Here is a 12,479-nt window from a genome sequence, read left to right on the forward strand (position 1 = left end):
TAAAGGCCTATATGATAGACAGTTACACAATTTTATCTACAGTCTCATAATTCCACGTGCTTTGTGATCAATTTGCCTTTCCTGTTGATTCAGCTGTTTTGTGGTTGGTCCTCCATTAATCGGAGATTGCCAGCCTTTATGTTGCGGATCAAATTGTTTTGTTAATTCAAAGTACCTTCGCTGTGCAAAGGCATGTCTTAGGCCATGTAATTTGTTAATACCCATCAATTCAGTCTGACTTTGGTAATGTCTTAAATGCTGTTTGTAAGTTCTGTCCTGAGGAATCAAGGATTGTCCTGACGGTAATTGCTGAAGTGCCTTATTTAACCATTGCCTTTGGGCATCATTAGTTATCCATAAAGTTCTGCCAATACCGCCTTTTGTCCATGATGGTTTTATTTGCAAATAGTTTCCCTGAAAGGCATCGGATAGCACAACCTTCATCGACTCTTCCCTTCGAAGGCCAAATAAGGATTGTGCCTCCAAAGATAAGCGTATTAATGGATCGCTGCATTTGCTTAAATCTATCTCGTGGATTGCTTTGTTGACTGTGGTGACATGACTTCGCTGAGGAATCTGATAATCATCGTTTTTAGATTTTACTAGCTGGGGCTTATCTAAAAATTTGGCTGTCCCTCTAAGCTTTGACATATAATTTTTGATGGTGGCAGGGCTTTTGCCTTGTTCTTTCCAATGTTCCACCAGAACAAAGATATGCTTAGGCTTTAATCCTTTGATATGCGATAACTTATAGCCTTTCTCATGCAGATCCTTGATGCAACGATTGAGCATCACCCGCATGTCAGCTCGGCTGGCATGAGAATATCTTTTAATCTCCTTCACCATTTCGTTAATTGAAAATTTGGCGCTGCGTAGTTTGTTATTGCTCATGCAGGTAATTCCACACGGTTGTACGTGATGATAGCCCCATCTCCTCCATAATCAGCCAGGTTAATTCATAATTGCTTATATCTGATTGCAGCTGTTGTTTGAGATTCCTGGTGTACAAATAGCGGAAATTTTTAATTGATGATGAGAGTTTTAATCTGGTTAATTCCTGCCTATAGCTACAGAGTAAAATCTGATAGCCAATGGCATCAATAAGGTTGCCAGAACCTCCGATTAATGAACTAAAATCTCGTAGTAGGGCTACTTGAACGTCATTGCGTATTGGAATAAATCGATCGTGGCTATTGGTAGCAATTTCGCGTGTAATCCATAAAGAATGTTCCTGGACATGAAAGTCAGGACTAAGGCGCATCGCTTCGCTTAACGTGAGGCCAAATTGAATTTGTAAGCCGGTTAATAATCTGGCTGATGGGGTGCTTATGTTTTGCCAAAAGCCAGGATAAATCTTTGGCTTTTTCTTATGTTTTTTTGGTCTTTTAAGTCCAAGGCTCTCGTTATTGATTTCATTTGCAGTTGGACATTCCATTTCATAAAGGAATTTTCTAATGATGCCCAGATGGCGCGTGATAGTGGCAGTTTTTAATTTTCTCTTCTGCCAGTGTTCAACCAGTTTCTGAATATGTACTGGCTTAATCGTCTGCCATTTAGGCGGCACATTGCCAACGATAAAAAGATCGTCAATCATTTTATGAATGACATAGTACCGGCGTTTTCTCTCCTTGAAACAGCCGCGATGATCAGAGTTTAAAAACCGGTTGGCGGTTTGTCTTAATGATTGTTTTCGCATCGCTTCACCTCAATGTTATTTGCCCTGGCTTTGGTTTAGTGTTGGTCGAGCGGCTCACTCAAAGGCGAAACCTGGCTTATGCCATAAAGCTCGAAACAGGGGGCAAATCAAATTGCCGTACTACATTTTTTTGGTGGTTATCCTCCTTATTGTTGAAATGTTAACGACATAGCAAAATGCGTAGCATTTGCTTAGATGGTGTCAATACAGAGTATGTATGCTGACTTCAAATTCCGCTGGAATTTGTTCTGCCGAATGGCAAGTATCCGTGAAGGGTATCCCGACTGAACGTCCAGCCACAGGGTTAGGGATTGGGGTGGCTAAGCACAAGACCTTGTAAAAGGTTTCGCCTTTACAGGCTCATCAGCTGTGCTAATTAAAAGCTATCAAATCGGTGCTTGCTGCGCAAGGATTTATAGTGGGTTTTTTGTTCAAACGCGTTGAGCGCCTTTGAACAAAAGGGCGGAATGTGTTGATTTTACTGGGTAAAATCAAGGATGGTTTCCTGCGTCACTGCACGGAATATGCAGTGACGCAGAACAATCTTTTTATCTGGTTAATAAAGATTTTATATATTTTCTAGCCAACCCACCTGATTATTAATGTTATTAGAACACCATTCGATAAATTTTTCTGAATACCTAGGTGTGCTTTCGTTTAGATAAAAATAATCTCTATTAGATTTTATTTTGTATTTCCTAACTATTTTGTAAAAAATGTGATTCGTTATCATTTTAGGACGGATTCTACCGTTTATAGCATCTCTAGCATCAAAAGTTTTATAAGGATGAGAGCGTGTAGGATCGACAGGCTCATAGATTCTTATCGCTTTTTCTCCAGTATCACCTGAATGCAACGTAATATCAGATGCACTTTCATTCTTAGTTAAGCAAAGTTTATAATCCATGGATATTGCAAATTCAGGACTATTTATTTTGTTCGACTGGTTTCTGAGTTTCCCAAGGAATTTTTGGACTATATCTGCTGAAGCTTCACCATATCTTTGTTTTAATATATTTGTTGAGACAGCATTTCCTTCTATAATTAAATTTAATAAGCCTGAGTTCATAGAAGGTAAAGGGGTTCCTCCAGTTATCTGGTTATATTTTTTTACATAATTTAAAATTGTTGACTGAAATAAACGACATAAGTCATATTGAATTTCATTTATAGCCAAATGTACCGCCTGATCTCGGATATTCAAAATTTCTTCAATATTTTTTCTAATATTACTATGTTCAGGATATTGCTTTTTCAACGCATCTCTACAACTAATTGTTTGACTCTTGTTCTTTTTATAAATTGCTTCAAGTGCATTGGTTTGAACAATCTCTCCCTTAAGTAATAACTCCCATGAGTTAGCTATCAACATTGCAAATAATTCTATCCTTGATGGCTGATTGGGGCTGTTATAAAGCTGTAGAGCTGTTAAGAATGAGTTTTTGCTTTTCTGGTATAGATTATGTATAAACTTTTCTGTGTCGTTTAGAAAGTCACTTCCTTTATTCTGACTCATTAACGTAAGAAAATCGAAATCAGTTAATTCTGATAGGCCTGAACAGTACCACAATTTTTCTTTATAGCTATAAAAACAATACTCCCTTAAAAAGGCACTTAGATATTTTTTTATTGTGGAAGGCGCATAATTAGTTTCTTGAGCAATAGAATCTGGAGTGAAACCTTTTTGTGTATCTTCTTGAACTTTAAGTGAGCGTAAAAATTTTAGAAGATTATTTGTATTTTCTTTTCTCAAAATCAAAATCCATTTTAATCCATTAATATTTAGTATAGCAGTCAGGTTGCAAACTAATGTGGAAAAGTTTTGATGTTCTATAATTATACATACAAAATTATTGAGATGGGAACTAAAGGAGCGTTTTCTTGAAGCCCTCACCTTTATAATGCATTTTCTCTAATCGGTTAAAGGAATAACGATATTTTATGAGTCAGGTAAGCAATAATATCTATGTATATGCTGATGAGTCAGTACGCAAGGGAAAATATTTCTCAAATTTTTATGGTGGGGCTTTGCTTGTCGATGAAAATCACAACGATGTTATTCTCAACTTCTCAATAGCAAAAAAGATGAGCTGGAAATTAATGGGGAAATAAAATGGGATAAAGTTAGCGGGAAGACATTTCTACAATATAGTAAATTTATAGAGTATTTTTTCGGCTTAATAAATGATGATATCGTGAAAATAAGAATAATGTTTAGTCAAAATAATAAGGTTGCATGCAATTTAACAAAGGAGCATAAAGAGAAAGGTTATTTGTTTTTATACTATCAATTTTTGAAACATGCTTTTGGCTTACAATACCTTGCAAGTGAAAATAAATATTCAATGCATTATTATTTAGATTTATTGCCTCAGAAAGAAGATGATTGTAATAAGTTTAAGTATTTTGTCAGCAATTTAGATAAATTTATTCCAGATCAATATAATTTAGTTTGCTCTGCTGAGCAGATACATGAAGTAGACTCTAAAAAATCAATTATAATTCAATCAGTTGATATTGTATTAGGCGCTATACAAGCAAAGTTGAATGACAAGTTTGCTAATAAAAATAAAAACAAAAAACGACCCGAAAAAACAAGATTAAAAGAAAATCTATATAAACGTATAAATAGCCACATAAGAGAAATATATCCAAATTTTAACATAGGAGCCTCAACTAGTTATCAAAACGATATATCTAATAGATTTAGGCACCCTTACCGGCATTGGAATTTTGAGCCAAGTGATAATGTGTCTAATCCACACTATGTATCTAAAAGCAGATGATATAATCTGTCTACATTACGTCTACATGAGATTTTCGAGTTTTTTGAAAAGCACTGCAAGTGCTTGATTTTATTGGTGGGCCCACTAGGACTCGAACCTAGGACCAACGGATTATGAGTCCGCTGCTCTAACCAACTGAGCTATGGGCCCGGATTTTCTCTGTTGATAGAGGTTAGAGCGTCTAACCTCTATCATGTGGCGGGTATTCTAAACATAAAAGGCTTAAAATACCAGAGAAATTTTTTTAGCTTTCGTCTCCTTCCAGGAAGCTTCTCAGTTTTTCTGAACGTGATGGATGACGTAACTTGCGTAAGGCTTTGGCTTCGATTTGACGGATACGTTCTCTGGTGACATCAAATTGCTTGCCGACTTCCTCAAGGGTATGATCCGTGTTCATTTCAATGCCAAAACGCATGCGCAGGACTTTGGCTTCTCTTGGTGTTAATGTTTCCAGTATCTCAAGTGTGGCTTCACGTAAGCCTTCAGCCGTTGCTTTATCAATGGGAGAATCAATATTGACATCTTCAATAAAATCACCTAAATGAGAATCATCATCATCACCCACTGGGGTTTCCATAGAAATGGGTTCTTTGGCTATTTTTAAGACTTTTCGTATCTTGTCTTCACTCAGATCCATTTTTTCAGCCAGCTCTTCAGGCGTGGCTTCGCGTCCTGTCTCCTGCAGGATCTGACGAGAGATTCGATTTAACTTATTGATGGTCTCAATCATATGAACAGGTATTCGAATGGTTCGTGCCTGATCAGCAATGGAGCGGGTAATGGCTTGACGAATCCACCAGGTGGCATAGGTTGAAAACTTATAACCGCGTCGATATTCAAATTTATCAACCGCTTTCATCAAACCAATGTTGCCTTCCTGAATGAGATCTAAAAATTGCAATCCGCGGTTAGTGTATTTTTTGGCAATTGAAATCACGAGGCGCAGGTTTGCTTCTACCATTTCTTTTTTAGCACGTCGGGCTTTGGCCTCTCCGATAGACATTTTACGGTTAATGTCTTTAATGTCGCTGATTTTCAAGCCGTATTCTTCTTCAAAGTTGGCCAGCTTAGTTTGCAGACGAATAATTTCGTTTCGATGCTCACTGATACGTTCCAGGTCCAATTTTGCCTTATGTTTGGAGAGAAGGGTATTAAGCCAAGTCAGATCCGTTTCCTGTCCTGGGAAAGTGTCAATAAACAGCTTTCGCGGGATACGTGCTTTTTCAATGCACAGGCGCATGATGTTTCGTTCAAATTCACGAATATGGTTTCGTAATTGGCGGAAATGACGTGTGAGCTTATCTACCTGTCTTGAGGTAAGCTTTAACTTCAGGAAGGAATCGGACATAATTTCCAGAAGTTCAATTGTTTTTTTATCGCTACGTCCCCGTTCCTGGAGAGCACTCATGGACAGATCGAAATTTTCCCGAAGTTCATCAAAATAAGCTTTTGCTTGTTCCAGACTAGGCCCGGTATCCGTATCGCCAATATCATCTTGTCCTCCTTCCTCGTTTTCTTCATCCAGATCACCGAGGATACCTCCTCCTTCGTTTTCGTCGAGCATGGAGCCGATGCTTGCCGCCGGAGCTTCTTCTTCTGAGTCGGAAAAACCGCTAATGACTTCACTAAGGCGCATTTCATCTTCCAGCACCCGATCATAGTCCTCAAGAACAAGCTGTATGGTTTCAGGATAATGTGCCAGTGATTTCAGGACTTGATAAATACCTTCTTCAATCCGTTTGGCAATACGAATCTCGCCTTCACGGGTCAATAGCTCAACCGTACCCATTTCACGCATGTACATGCGGACAGGATCAGTAGTGCGTCCCGTTTCCTTATCAACGGAAGCAAGAACGGCAGCGGCTTCTTCGACATCTTCCGGAGCTTCTTCTGTGTTTCCAAGCAGTGCCAGCTCGTCGTCACTGGGAGGATGTTCAAAGACCTTGATGTTCATGCCTTCCAGCATGCTGATGATCACATCAAAATGTTCAGTATCAACAATATTTGGTAACAGGTCGTTAATTTGAGCATAAGTCAGGTAATTTTGTTCTTTTCCGAGACTTATGACTTTTGTGATCTGTGAGCGTTGCTGTTCTTGGTCATTTGTGGTCATAGGCAGTTTCTTTCGTAAGAATTGTTAAAAATTTCAAACCTTTTATTATAGACTGGCATAAGAAAACTTGCCAGCCCATTACTGTTTTATTTTTCATCAATGGAGGTTTGATGGCGTTTTCTGAGCATATCTTGTAACAAGATACGTTCTTCATCAGTTAAGCCTTCCTGGCGGGATTTTTCAATAAGTTGATGAATTTTATTTTCTTTGTTCTGTTTCTGTAAGAATAGAACAATATCGATAAATTCTCTAATCTGTTCTGCTTCTGGAACTTGGTGATCCCAGGCAGCCAGTTTGTTGATGGATTCAAAAAGCGGTGAATCGCGCCATAATTCGATCAGTGTGGCGGTATTGCTTTGTGGAGTCTCTGAAAGATACAGGAGTAATTTTTTCAAGATGAGTTGATCGTCTCCTACCAGCAGATTTGGATTAATATGCTCGATACAGGATGAATAAATTTCCGGATTTTGCAGAAGAAGAGCAACAGCGACACGGATCGGTGTGCGTGATATAATGGCTCTGGGTTCCTGAGGTTTTATATTCTCCTTGTCGCTTAATAATTGTGTTAATCGATGGTGATCGATATGTGTTTTACGGGCAAGATCGTCAATCAGTAACTGTTTATAAGAACCCTCATTCATTTTTGCCAGATAAGGTCTGGCCATGTTTATCAGTTGCGTTTTCCCCGCCGGCTGATGCAAGTCGATGCCCATACTTAAGGTTGTAAAGAAAAACTGATGCAGGGGAATGCCATTGTGGATTCTCTTTAAGAAAGCGTGGTTGCCTTCCTGGCGAACAAGACTATCGGGATCATGTTCTTGTGGTAAAAAAACAAAACTGGCATCAATGCCCTGATTCAAATAAGGCAGACTGTTTTCAAGTGCTCTCCAGGCAGCTTGTTTGCCGGCGTTATCACCATCAAAACAAAAGATAAGACGACGGGTATATTTTGATAATAGTTGAATATGATAGCTGCTTGTAGCGGTACCCAGCGTAGCAACGGCATTGATAATGCCGTATTGCGCAAGAACAATGACATCCATGTATCCTTCAACGATGATAATGGCATCAATATCTTTTTGATGTCTGATGACCTGATGTAAGCCATAGAGCTCTCTGTTCTTTTGAAAAAGCACGGTTTCAGGCGAGTTCAGATATTTTGGTTTTTGTGCAGGATCAATCGTGCGACCGCCAAAACCAATTATTCGACCGTGCCGGTCATGAATGGGAAACATGATTCGATGTCGGTAACGGTCATATATTTTTCCCTCATCCGTTTTAATGAGCATGCCTGTGGTGATGAGTTCGCGTTGCTGGTTTTTGAATATTTTTTCCAGGGTATGCCATTGATTGGGAGAATAACCCAACTGATAACGCCTTGCAGTTTCACCGTTTAACCCACGTTGCTGCAAGTATTTAATAGCTATTTTACCTTGATTTTTAAGTGTTTTTTGGTAAAAAAGATTGACTTTGGCCAATAACTGATAAAGATCCTGGCTTTGATTTATTTTTGCTGTGGTTTGCTGATCTCTTGGTACGGTTAATCCTAACCGACCAGCCAGGGTTTCTACTGCATCAACAAAACCCTGGTTGAGATAATTCATGATAAAGCTAATGGCATTTCCTGAAGCGCCGCAACCAAAGCAATGATAAAACTGTTTTTTGCCGATAACATTAAATGACGGAGTTTTTTCATTGTGAAAAGGACAGCAAGCAAGGTGGCTTGTCCCTCTTTTTTTCAAAGGAACATAACTGTCAATCAATTCAACAAGATCTGTGCGCTGCAGGAGATCATCAATAAAAGGCTGAGGAATTAAGCCAGACATGGCTATCGAGACTCTTAGCTTAATTTGGCCCGAATGATTTTACTGACTTCACTCATATCGGCGCGTCCTTGTAGTTTCGGTTTAAGTTGTGCCATCACTTTCCCCATGTCGGCCATGGTTTTGGCATCAAGTTGTTGCATGGTCTCGTCGATGAGTTGTCGAATTTCCTCCTCAGTTAGAGGTTCTGGCAGATAATTGGAAATCACATCCAGTTCATATTGTTCCTGATCGACGAGATCTTCTCTTCCTGCTTTTTCAAACTGCTCAATGGATTCGCGGCGTTGCTTGGCCATTTTATCGAGGATACTCAGCAATCTGTCATCATCGACCTCAATTCGTTCGTCGACTTCAATCTGCTTAATGGCTGCCGTAATCAACCTGAGTGCTTCGAGCTTTTTTTTATCTTTTGCACGCATGGCATCTTTCAAATCATTGGTAATCTGTTCTTTTATAGTCATTTTTATTCCCCTGTTTGAAATACTTTACGTAGCCAGGTTCAATATGGCGATGTGCAAAAAAAACTAAAATGCCACAACTATCATGGCAATGGTACTCTCAATTATTCGGAATTATGCATTCATTCCGCACCCGAGTCTTTTTTGCTAAAATAAAGTGGTGCGGAATGTTGGGGTATCTATTATATCCTGCGTCGAATTTTTTGAATGTGAAGTTGATGAAACAGGATATTACTTGCGTCGTCGTCGGTCTTTTTGACGAGTAGCCAGTTCACGAGAGATTTTTTTCAGATGACGTTTAACAGCGGCTGCTTGCTTGCGTTTGCGCTCTGCAGTGGGTTTTTCATAAAATTCACGGCGACGTAACTCAGTTAAGATACCGGCCTTTTCACATGCACGCTTAAAACGGCGTAATGCATATTCAGGGTTTTCGCCTTCTTTCACACGAACGGTAGGCATTAAATAGATCCTCTTGTTATTTCATATAATAAGCGGCAATTTTAGTTGCAGTTATGTTCTTCGTCAAGTGAAATAATGGGAAAATAGCTGCTTCTTATCCGATAAATAGCCTGCCTTGAGTTAAACTATGATAAAATATTGACATTTTAAGTGAAAAACAGCGTGTTATGAGAGTATTAGGTATTGAATCATCCTGTGATGAAACAGGCGTTGCCATTTATGATAGTCAAAATGGGCTTTTAGCACATACACTTCATTCACAAATTGAAACTCATGCGGTGTATGGTGGTGTTGTTCCGGAATTGGCTTCTCGTGATCATGTTAATCATCTTGTTCCTCTCATTGATGAAGCTTTGCTGCAATCGGGCCTGAAAAAATCAGCGTTGGATGCCATCGCCTATACCGCAGGCCCTGGGTTAATCGGTGCTTTATTAACTGGTGCCTGCTTTGCTAAAAGTTTTGCCTATTCGTTAAGAATACCGGCTTTGGCCATTCATCATCTTGAGGCTCATTTACTTGCTGCAAAACTGGATAGCCTGGAATTGGATTTCCCGTTTATTGCCTTATTGGTTTCAGGAGGACACAGTCAGCTGGTTCAGGTCAATGCTTTAGGTGATTATGAATTATTGGGCGATACGCTGGATGATGCAGCAGGAGAAGCATTTGATAAGACCGCAAAATTAATGGGAATCGATTATCCTGGCGGCGCTAAGCTGGCAAAGCTCGCTGATCGTTGTGGTTTTACACCCTATCGTTTTCCCAGACCTATGACGGATCGACCCGGCTTGGATTTCAGTTTCAGTGGTTTGAAAACTTACGCCTTAACCACTTGGAATCAGAGTGCAAAAGATGACAGGGCACGAGAGGAAATTGCCAAGGCTTTTCAGGATGCGGTAGTGGACACTTTGTTGATCAAGTGTCAACGTGCTTTAAAACAGACCGGCTGTCATAGCCTGGTAGTAGCAGGAGGCGTGGGAGCTAACCTGGCCTTACGCGCCACATTGACTGAGTGGATGGCTACTTTTAAAGGTAAACTGTATTTTCCAAGGCTTGAGTATTGCACTGACAATGGTGCCATGGTGGCATATGCCGGTTGTCTTCGAATGTTGCAACAGGAAAAAGATAAGAGTCATGCAATCGAAGTCAAAGCACGTTGGCCTTTAGTAAGTTAATCAGGTTTTTCTTGTTTTTTCTTTGCTTTTTTTCGTTTTGTTCTTTCCTCTTTCTTTTCCTGATCTTTTGGTGTTGTTTGAATGGATTTTTCTATTTCAGGTTTGGCTTCTCGTGCTGATGCCGTTAATTTGGCAAGGACATTGGATTTGAAAATGATTTTGGGTTCCGTTCCATCAATTAGGCGAGTGATGTTGTTTCTATGTTTATAAAGGATAAAAATAGCGATGAAAAAAAGAGGAGGGAAAGTATTAATGTTGCTTAGCATGAGCATGGAATAAAAAGGAGCTAAGCACATGGATACAATGGAGCCCAATGAGGAATATCGGGTGAAATTGGCAACAATGAGCCATGTGGCAATGATAGTTACGCCTAGAATGAAATGTAATGCTAGAAATGCACCTATTGCCGTAGCCACTCCTTTCCCGCCTCTATATTGAAAAAAGACAGGAAACATGTGCCCTGCAACCGCTGCAAGACAGGTAAATGCAACTGTGGTAGGAGATGCACCAAGCGCTTTGGCCAGCAAAACGGGAATAACGCCTTTCAAAGCATCAAACAGAAGGACAATAAGTGCATACTTTTTTCCTGCCAACCGCAGTACATTCGTGGCTCCCGGGTTTTTGGAGCCCTCAAGACGAGGATCGGGAAGAGAGAACATGCGACTGACGATGATTGCCGAACAGAGTGAGCCAAGTAAATAACCCAAAAGAACACTGAAAATAAATAGCAGGACTGACATAATCTACTCCGTTTAAGAATCGTCGTTTTGCCGGAAAAACTACTGTGGTACGTAATGTTGATTAATTATCAAATAATCTTTATGGCTTGTGAAGTTCATCCGGTAAAAAAATCGATTGTAAATCATTTGTATAGCGTCGGCCAAGCGGGGTAACCTGCCAATGTTGAGGAGTTACCTTGATGAGTTTTTTATTGATGGCTTCAGTTAATTTGCAATGAAATATGGATGAAGATAGCCCAGTTTTCTGAAAAAATAAATCAAAAGGAATGGCTTGCTCAAGACGAGTGGTGTTTAACATGAATTCAAATAAGAGATTTTCCTCATCAATTTTATCCACGGCAGCAAGAAAGTCTTTCTGTGGATTAAGATAATCTTTAGGCTGGCGTTGTTTACGGGTTCGAAACACATCCTTTCCAATCGTTAGTTTGCCATGTGCACCAGCTCCGATACCTAAGTAATCGCCAAACAACCAATAATTTAAGTTATGCCTGGACCATTGGCGCGCTTGACTGAAAGCAGAGATTTCATATCGTTGAAAACCAGATTGCTCTAATAATGCCAATCCTTGTTCTTCCAGTTGAAAGCTGTCATCCTCGGAAGGTAGTATGGGTTGTTTCTTATAAAAAACCGTATTGGGTTCGATGGTTAATTGATACCAGGAAAGATGTTCCGGCTTATAAGAGAGCGCAATTTGTAAATCTTTTAAACCCTCCTCTACGGTTTGCTGAGGTAAACTGTGCATGATATCGAGATTAATATTGTCAAATCCAGCAAGACGGGCTGATTCGATGGCAGCGTGAGATTGATGCTCATCATGAATACGGCCCAAGGCTTTTAAGTGAAAAGGATTAAAGCTTTGTATTCCAAGGGATAGTCGATTAATACCTGCTTGACGATAATCCCTGAAGCGCTCCTGTTCCACAGTACCGGGATTCGCCTCAAGGGTGATCTCAACAGAAGATGAAAAATTCAGCATCTCTTGTAGTCGAGAAAATAAATCATGAAAAGCTGTTGCGGAAAACAGGCTGGGTGTACCGCCTCCGATAAAAACGGAAGAGATTTCTTTTGTCACCGGAAATCGTTTCAGATCATTTTCCAAATCCTGAATTAAGGCTTTTATATAGCTTTCTTCAGGAAGGGTGTCAGGACTTTTATGTGAATTAAAATCACAATAAAGGCATTTGCGAATACACCAGGGAATGTGTATATATAAGGAAACTGCAGGCATGTTC

The 12,479-nt window shown here is 39.6% G+C and carries 13 protein-coding genes and 1 tRNA gene; 4 read left to right on the plus strand and 10 right to left on the minus strand.

What is annotated here, in order from left to right:
• Positions 1–36: 36 nt before the first annotated feature.
• Together E4T55_RS12150 and E4T55_RS12155 are read right to left on the minus strand one after the other, a co-directional pair.
• Positions 37–891: a phage integrase N-terminal domain-containing protein gene (locus tag E4T55_RS12150; RefSeq protein WP_058502826.1), complete on the minus strand. Its 855-nt coding sequence runs from the start codon at positions 889–891 to the stop codon at positions 37–39.
• Positions 881–1,696 (minus strand): phage integrase N-terminal domain-containing protein, encoded by an 816-nt coding sequence (locus E4T55_RS12155; protein WP_058502825.1) that lies wholly within the window; start codon positions 1,694–1,696, stop codon positions 881–883. Before E4T55_RS12155 ends, E4T55_RS12150 begins: the two co-directional genes overlap by 11 nt.
• Positions 1,697–1,913: 217 nt before the next feature.
• Between E4T55_RS12155 and E4T55_RS15560 the strand changes: the two genes are divergently transcribed.
• Positions 1,914–2,036, plus strand: coding sequence for a hypothetical protein (locus E4T55_RS15560; protein ID WP_256595061.1), 123 nt, complete (start codon positions 1,914–1,916; stop codon positions 2,034–2,036).
• 228 nt (positions 2,037–2,264) lie between these two features.
• Here the strand turns inward: E4T55_RS15560 and E4T55_RS12160 are convergent, their stop codons facing one another.
• Positions 2,265–3,449: a DUF3644 domain-containing protein gene (locus tag E4T55_RS12160; protein ID WP_058502824.1), complete on the minus strand. Its 1,185-nt coding sequence runs from the start codon at positions 3,447–3,449 to the stop codon at positions 2,265–2,267.
• Positions 3,450–3,637: 188 nt separating this feature from the next.
• Between E4T55_RS12160 and E4T55_RS15265 the strand changes: the two genes are divergently transcribed.
• Entirely contained in the window at positions 3,638–3,808 is a 171-nt protein-coding gene (locus tag E4T55_RS15265) for a hypothetical protein (RefSeq protein ID WP_156411827.1), read from the plus strand.
• Entirely contained in the window at positions 3,805–4,482 is a 678-nt protein-coding gene (locus E4T55_RS12165) for a DUF3800 domain-containing protein (RefSeq protein WP_335622023.1), read from the plus strand. The genes E4T55_RS15265 and E4T55_RS12165 overlap by 4 nt, the downstream gene beginning before the upstream one ends.
• A gap of 73 nt (positions 4,483–4,555) precedes the next feature.
• Here the strand turns inward: E4T55_RS12165 and E4T55_RS12170 are convergent.
• The 5 genes from E4T55_RS12170 to rpsU form a co-directional block, all read right to left on the minus strand.
• Positions 4,556–4,632: transfer RNA gene (locus tag E4T55_RS12170), tRNA-Ile, on the minus strand.
• Between the two features lie 94 nt (positions 4,633–4,726).
• Positions 4,727–6,595, minus strand: a complete 1,869-nt coding sequence (gene rpoD, locus E4T55_RS12175) for an RNA polymerase sigma factor RpoD (protein WP_058502822.1) — start codon at positions 6,593–6,595, stop codon at positions 4,727–4,729.
• Between the two features lie 86 nt (positions 6,596–6,681).
• Entirely contained in the window at positions 6,682–8,421 is a 1,740-nt protein-coding gene (gene dnaG / locus E4T55_RS12180) for a DNA primase (protein ID WP_058502821.1), read from the minus strand.
• A gap of 14 nt (positions 8,422–8,435) precedes the next feature.
• A complete protein-coding gene (locus E4T55_RS12185) occupies positions 8,436–8,879 on the minus strand; it encodes a GatB/YqeY domain-containing protein (protein WP_058502820.1) in 444 nt (147 codons plus the stop codon).
• Between the two features lie 228 nt (positions 8,880–9,107).
• Positions 9,108–9,335: a 30S ribosomal protein S21 gene (gene rpsU / locus E4T55_RS12190; RefSeq protein WP_058502819.1), complete on the minus strand. Its 228-nt coding sequence runs from the start codon at positions 9,333–9,335 to the stop codon at positions 9,108–9,110.
• Positions 9,336–9,502: 167 nt separating this feature from the next.
• Between rpsU and tsaD the strand changes: the two genes are divergently transcribed.
• Positions 9,503–10,507 (plus strand): tRNA (adenosine(37)-N6)-threonylcarbamoyltransferase complex transferase subunit TsaD, encoded by a 1,005-nt coding sequence (gene tsaD / locus E4T55_RS12195; protein WP_058502818.1) that lies wholly within the window; start codon positions 9,503–9,505, stop codon positions 10,505–10,507.
• On the opposite strand, the gene plsY is transcribed toward tsaD, so the two are convergent.
• A complete protein-coding gene (plsY, locus tag E4T55_RS12200; protein ID WP_115325214.1) occupies positions 10,504–11,247 on the minus strand; it encodes a glycerol-3-phosphate 1-O-acyltransferase PlsY in 744 nt (247 codons plus the stop codon). The two genes, tsaD and plsY, sit on opposite strands and share 4 nt — an antisense overlap.
• Positions 11,248–11,326: 79 nt before the next feature.
• Positions 11,327–12,475: a radical SAM family heme chaperone HemW gene (hemW, locus tag E4T55_RS12205; RefSeq protein ID WP_058502817.1), complete on the minus strand. Its 1,149-nt coding sequence runs from the start codon at positions 12,473–12,475 to the stop codon at positions 11,327–11,329.
• Positions 12,476–12,479 lie beyond the last annotated feature (4 nt).

It is taken from the genome of Legionella israelensis (assembly GCF_004571175.1).
Lineage (GTDB): Bacteria > Pseudomonadota > Gammaproteobacteria > Legionellales > Legionellaceae > Legionella_D > Legionella_D israelensis.

Coding starts and splice junctions, on each gene's coding strand:
- E4T55_RS12150 (WP_058502826.1), bottom strand. CDS start 891: ATGAGCAATAACAAACTACGCAGCGCCAAATTTTCAATTAACGAAATG.
- E4T55_RS12155 (WP_058502825.1), bottom strand. CDS start 1,696: ATGCGAAAACAATCATTAAGACAAACCGCCAACCGGTTTTTAAACTCT.
- E4T55_RS15560 (WP_256595061.1), top strand. CDS start 1,914: ATGCTGACTTCAAATTCCGCTGGAATTTGTTCTGCCGAATGGCAAGTA.
- E4T55_RS15265 (WP_156411827.1), top strand. CDS start 3,638: ATGAGTCAGGTAAGCAATAATATCTATGTATATGCTGATGAGTCAGTA.
- rpoD (WP_058502822.1), bottom strand. CDS start 6,595: ATGACCACAAATGACCAAGAACAGCAACGCTCACAGATCACAAAAGTC.
- dnaG (WP_058502821.1), bottom strand. CDS start 8,421: ATGTCTGGCTTAATTCCTCAGCCTTTTATTGATGATCTCCTGCAGCGC.
- E4T55_RS12185 (WP_058502820.1), bottom strand. CDS start 8,879: ATGACTATAAAAGAACAGATTACCAATGATTTGAAAGATGCCATGCGT.
- rpsU (WP_058502819.1), bottom strand. CDS start 9,335: ATGCCTACCGTTCGTGTGAAAGAAGGCGAAAACCCTGAATATGCATTA.
- tsaD (WP_058502818.1), top strand. CDS start 9,503: ATGAGAGTATTAGGTATTGAATCATCCTGTGATGAAACAGGCGTTGCC.
- plsY (WP_115325214.1), bottom strand. CDS start 11,247: ATGTCAGTCCTGCTATTTATTTTCAGTGTTCTTTTGGGTTATTTACTT.
- hemW (WP_058502817.1), bottom strand. CDS start 12,475: ATGCCTGCAGTTTCCTTATATATACACATTCCCTGGTGTATTCGCAAA.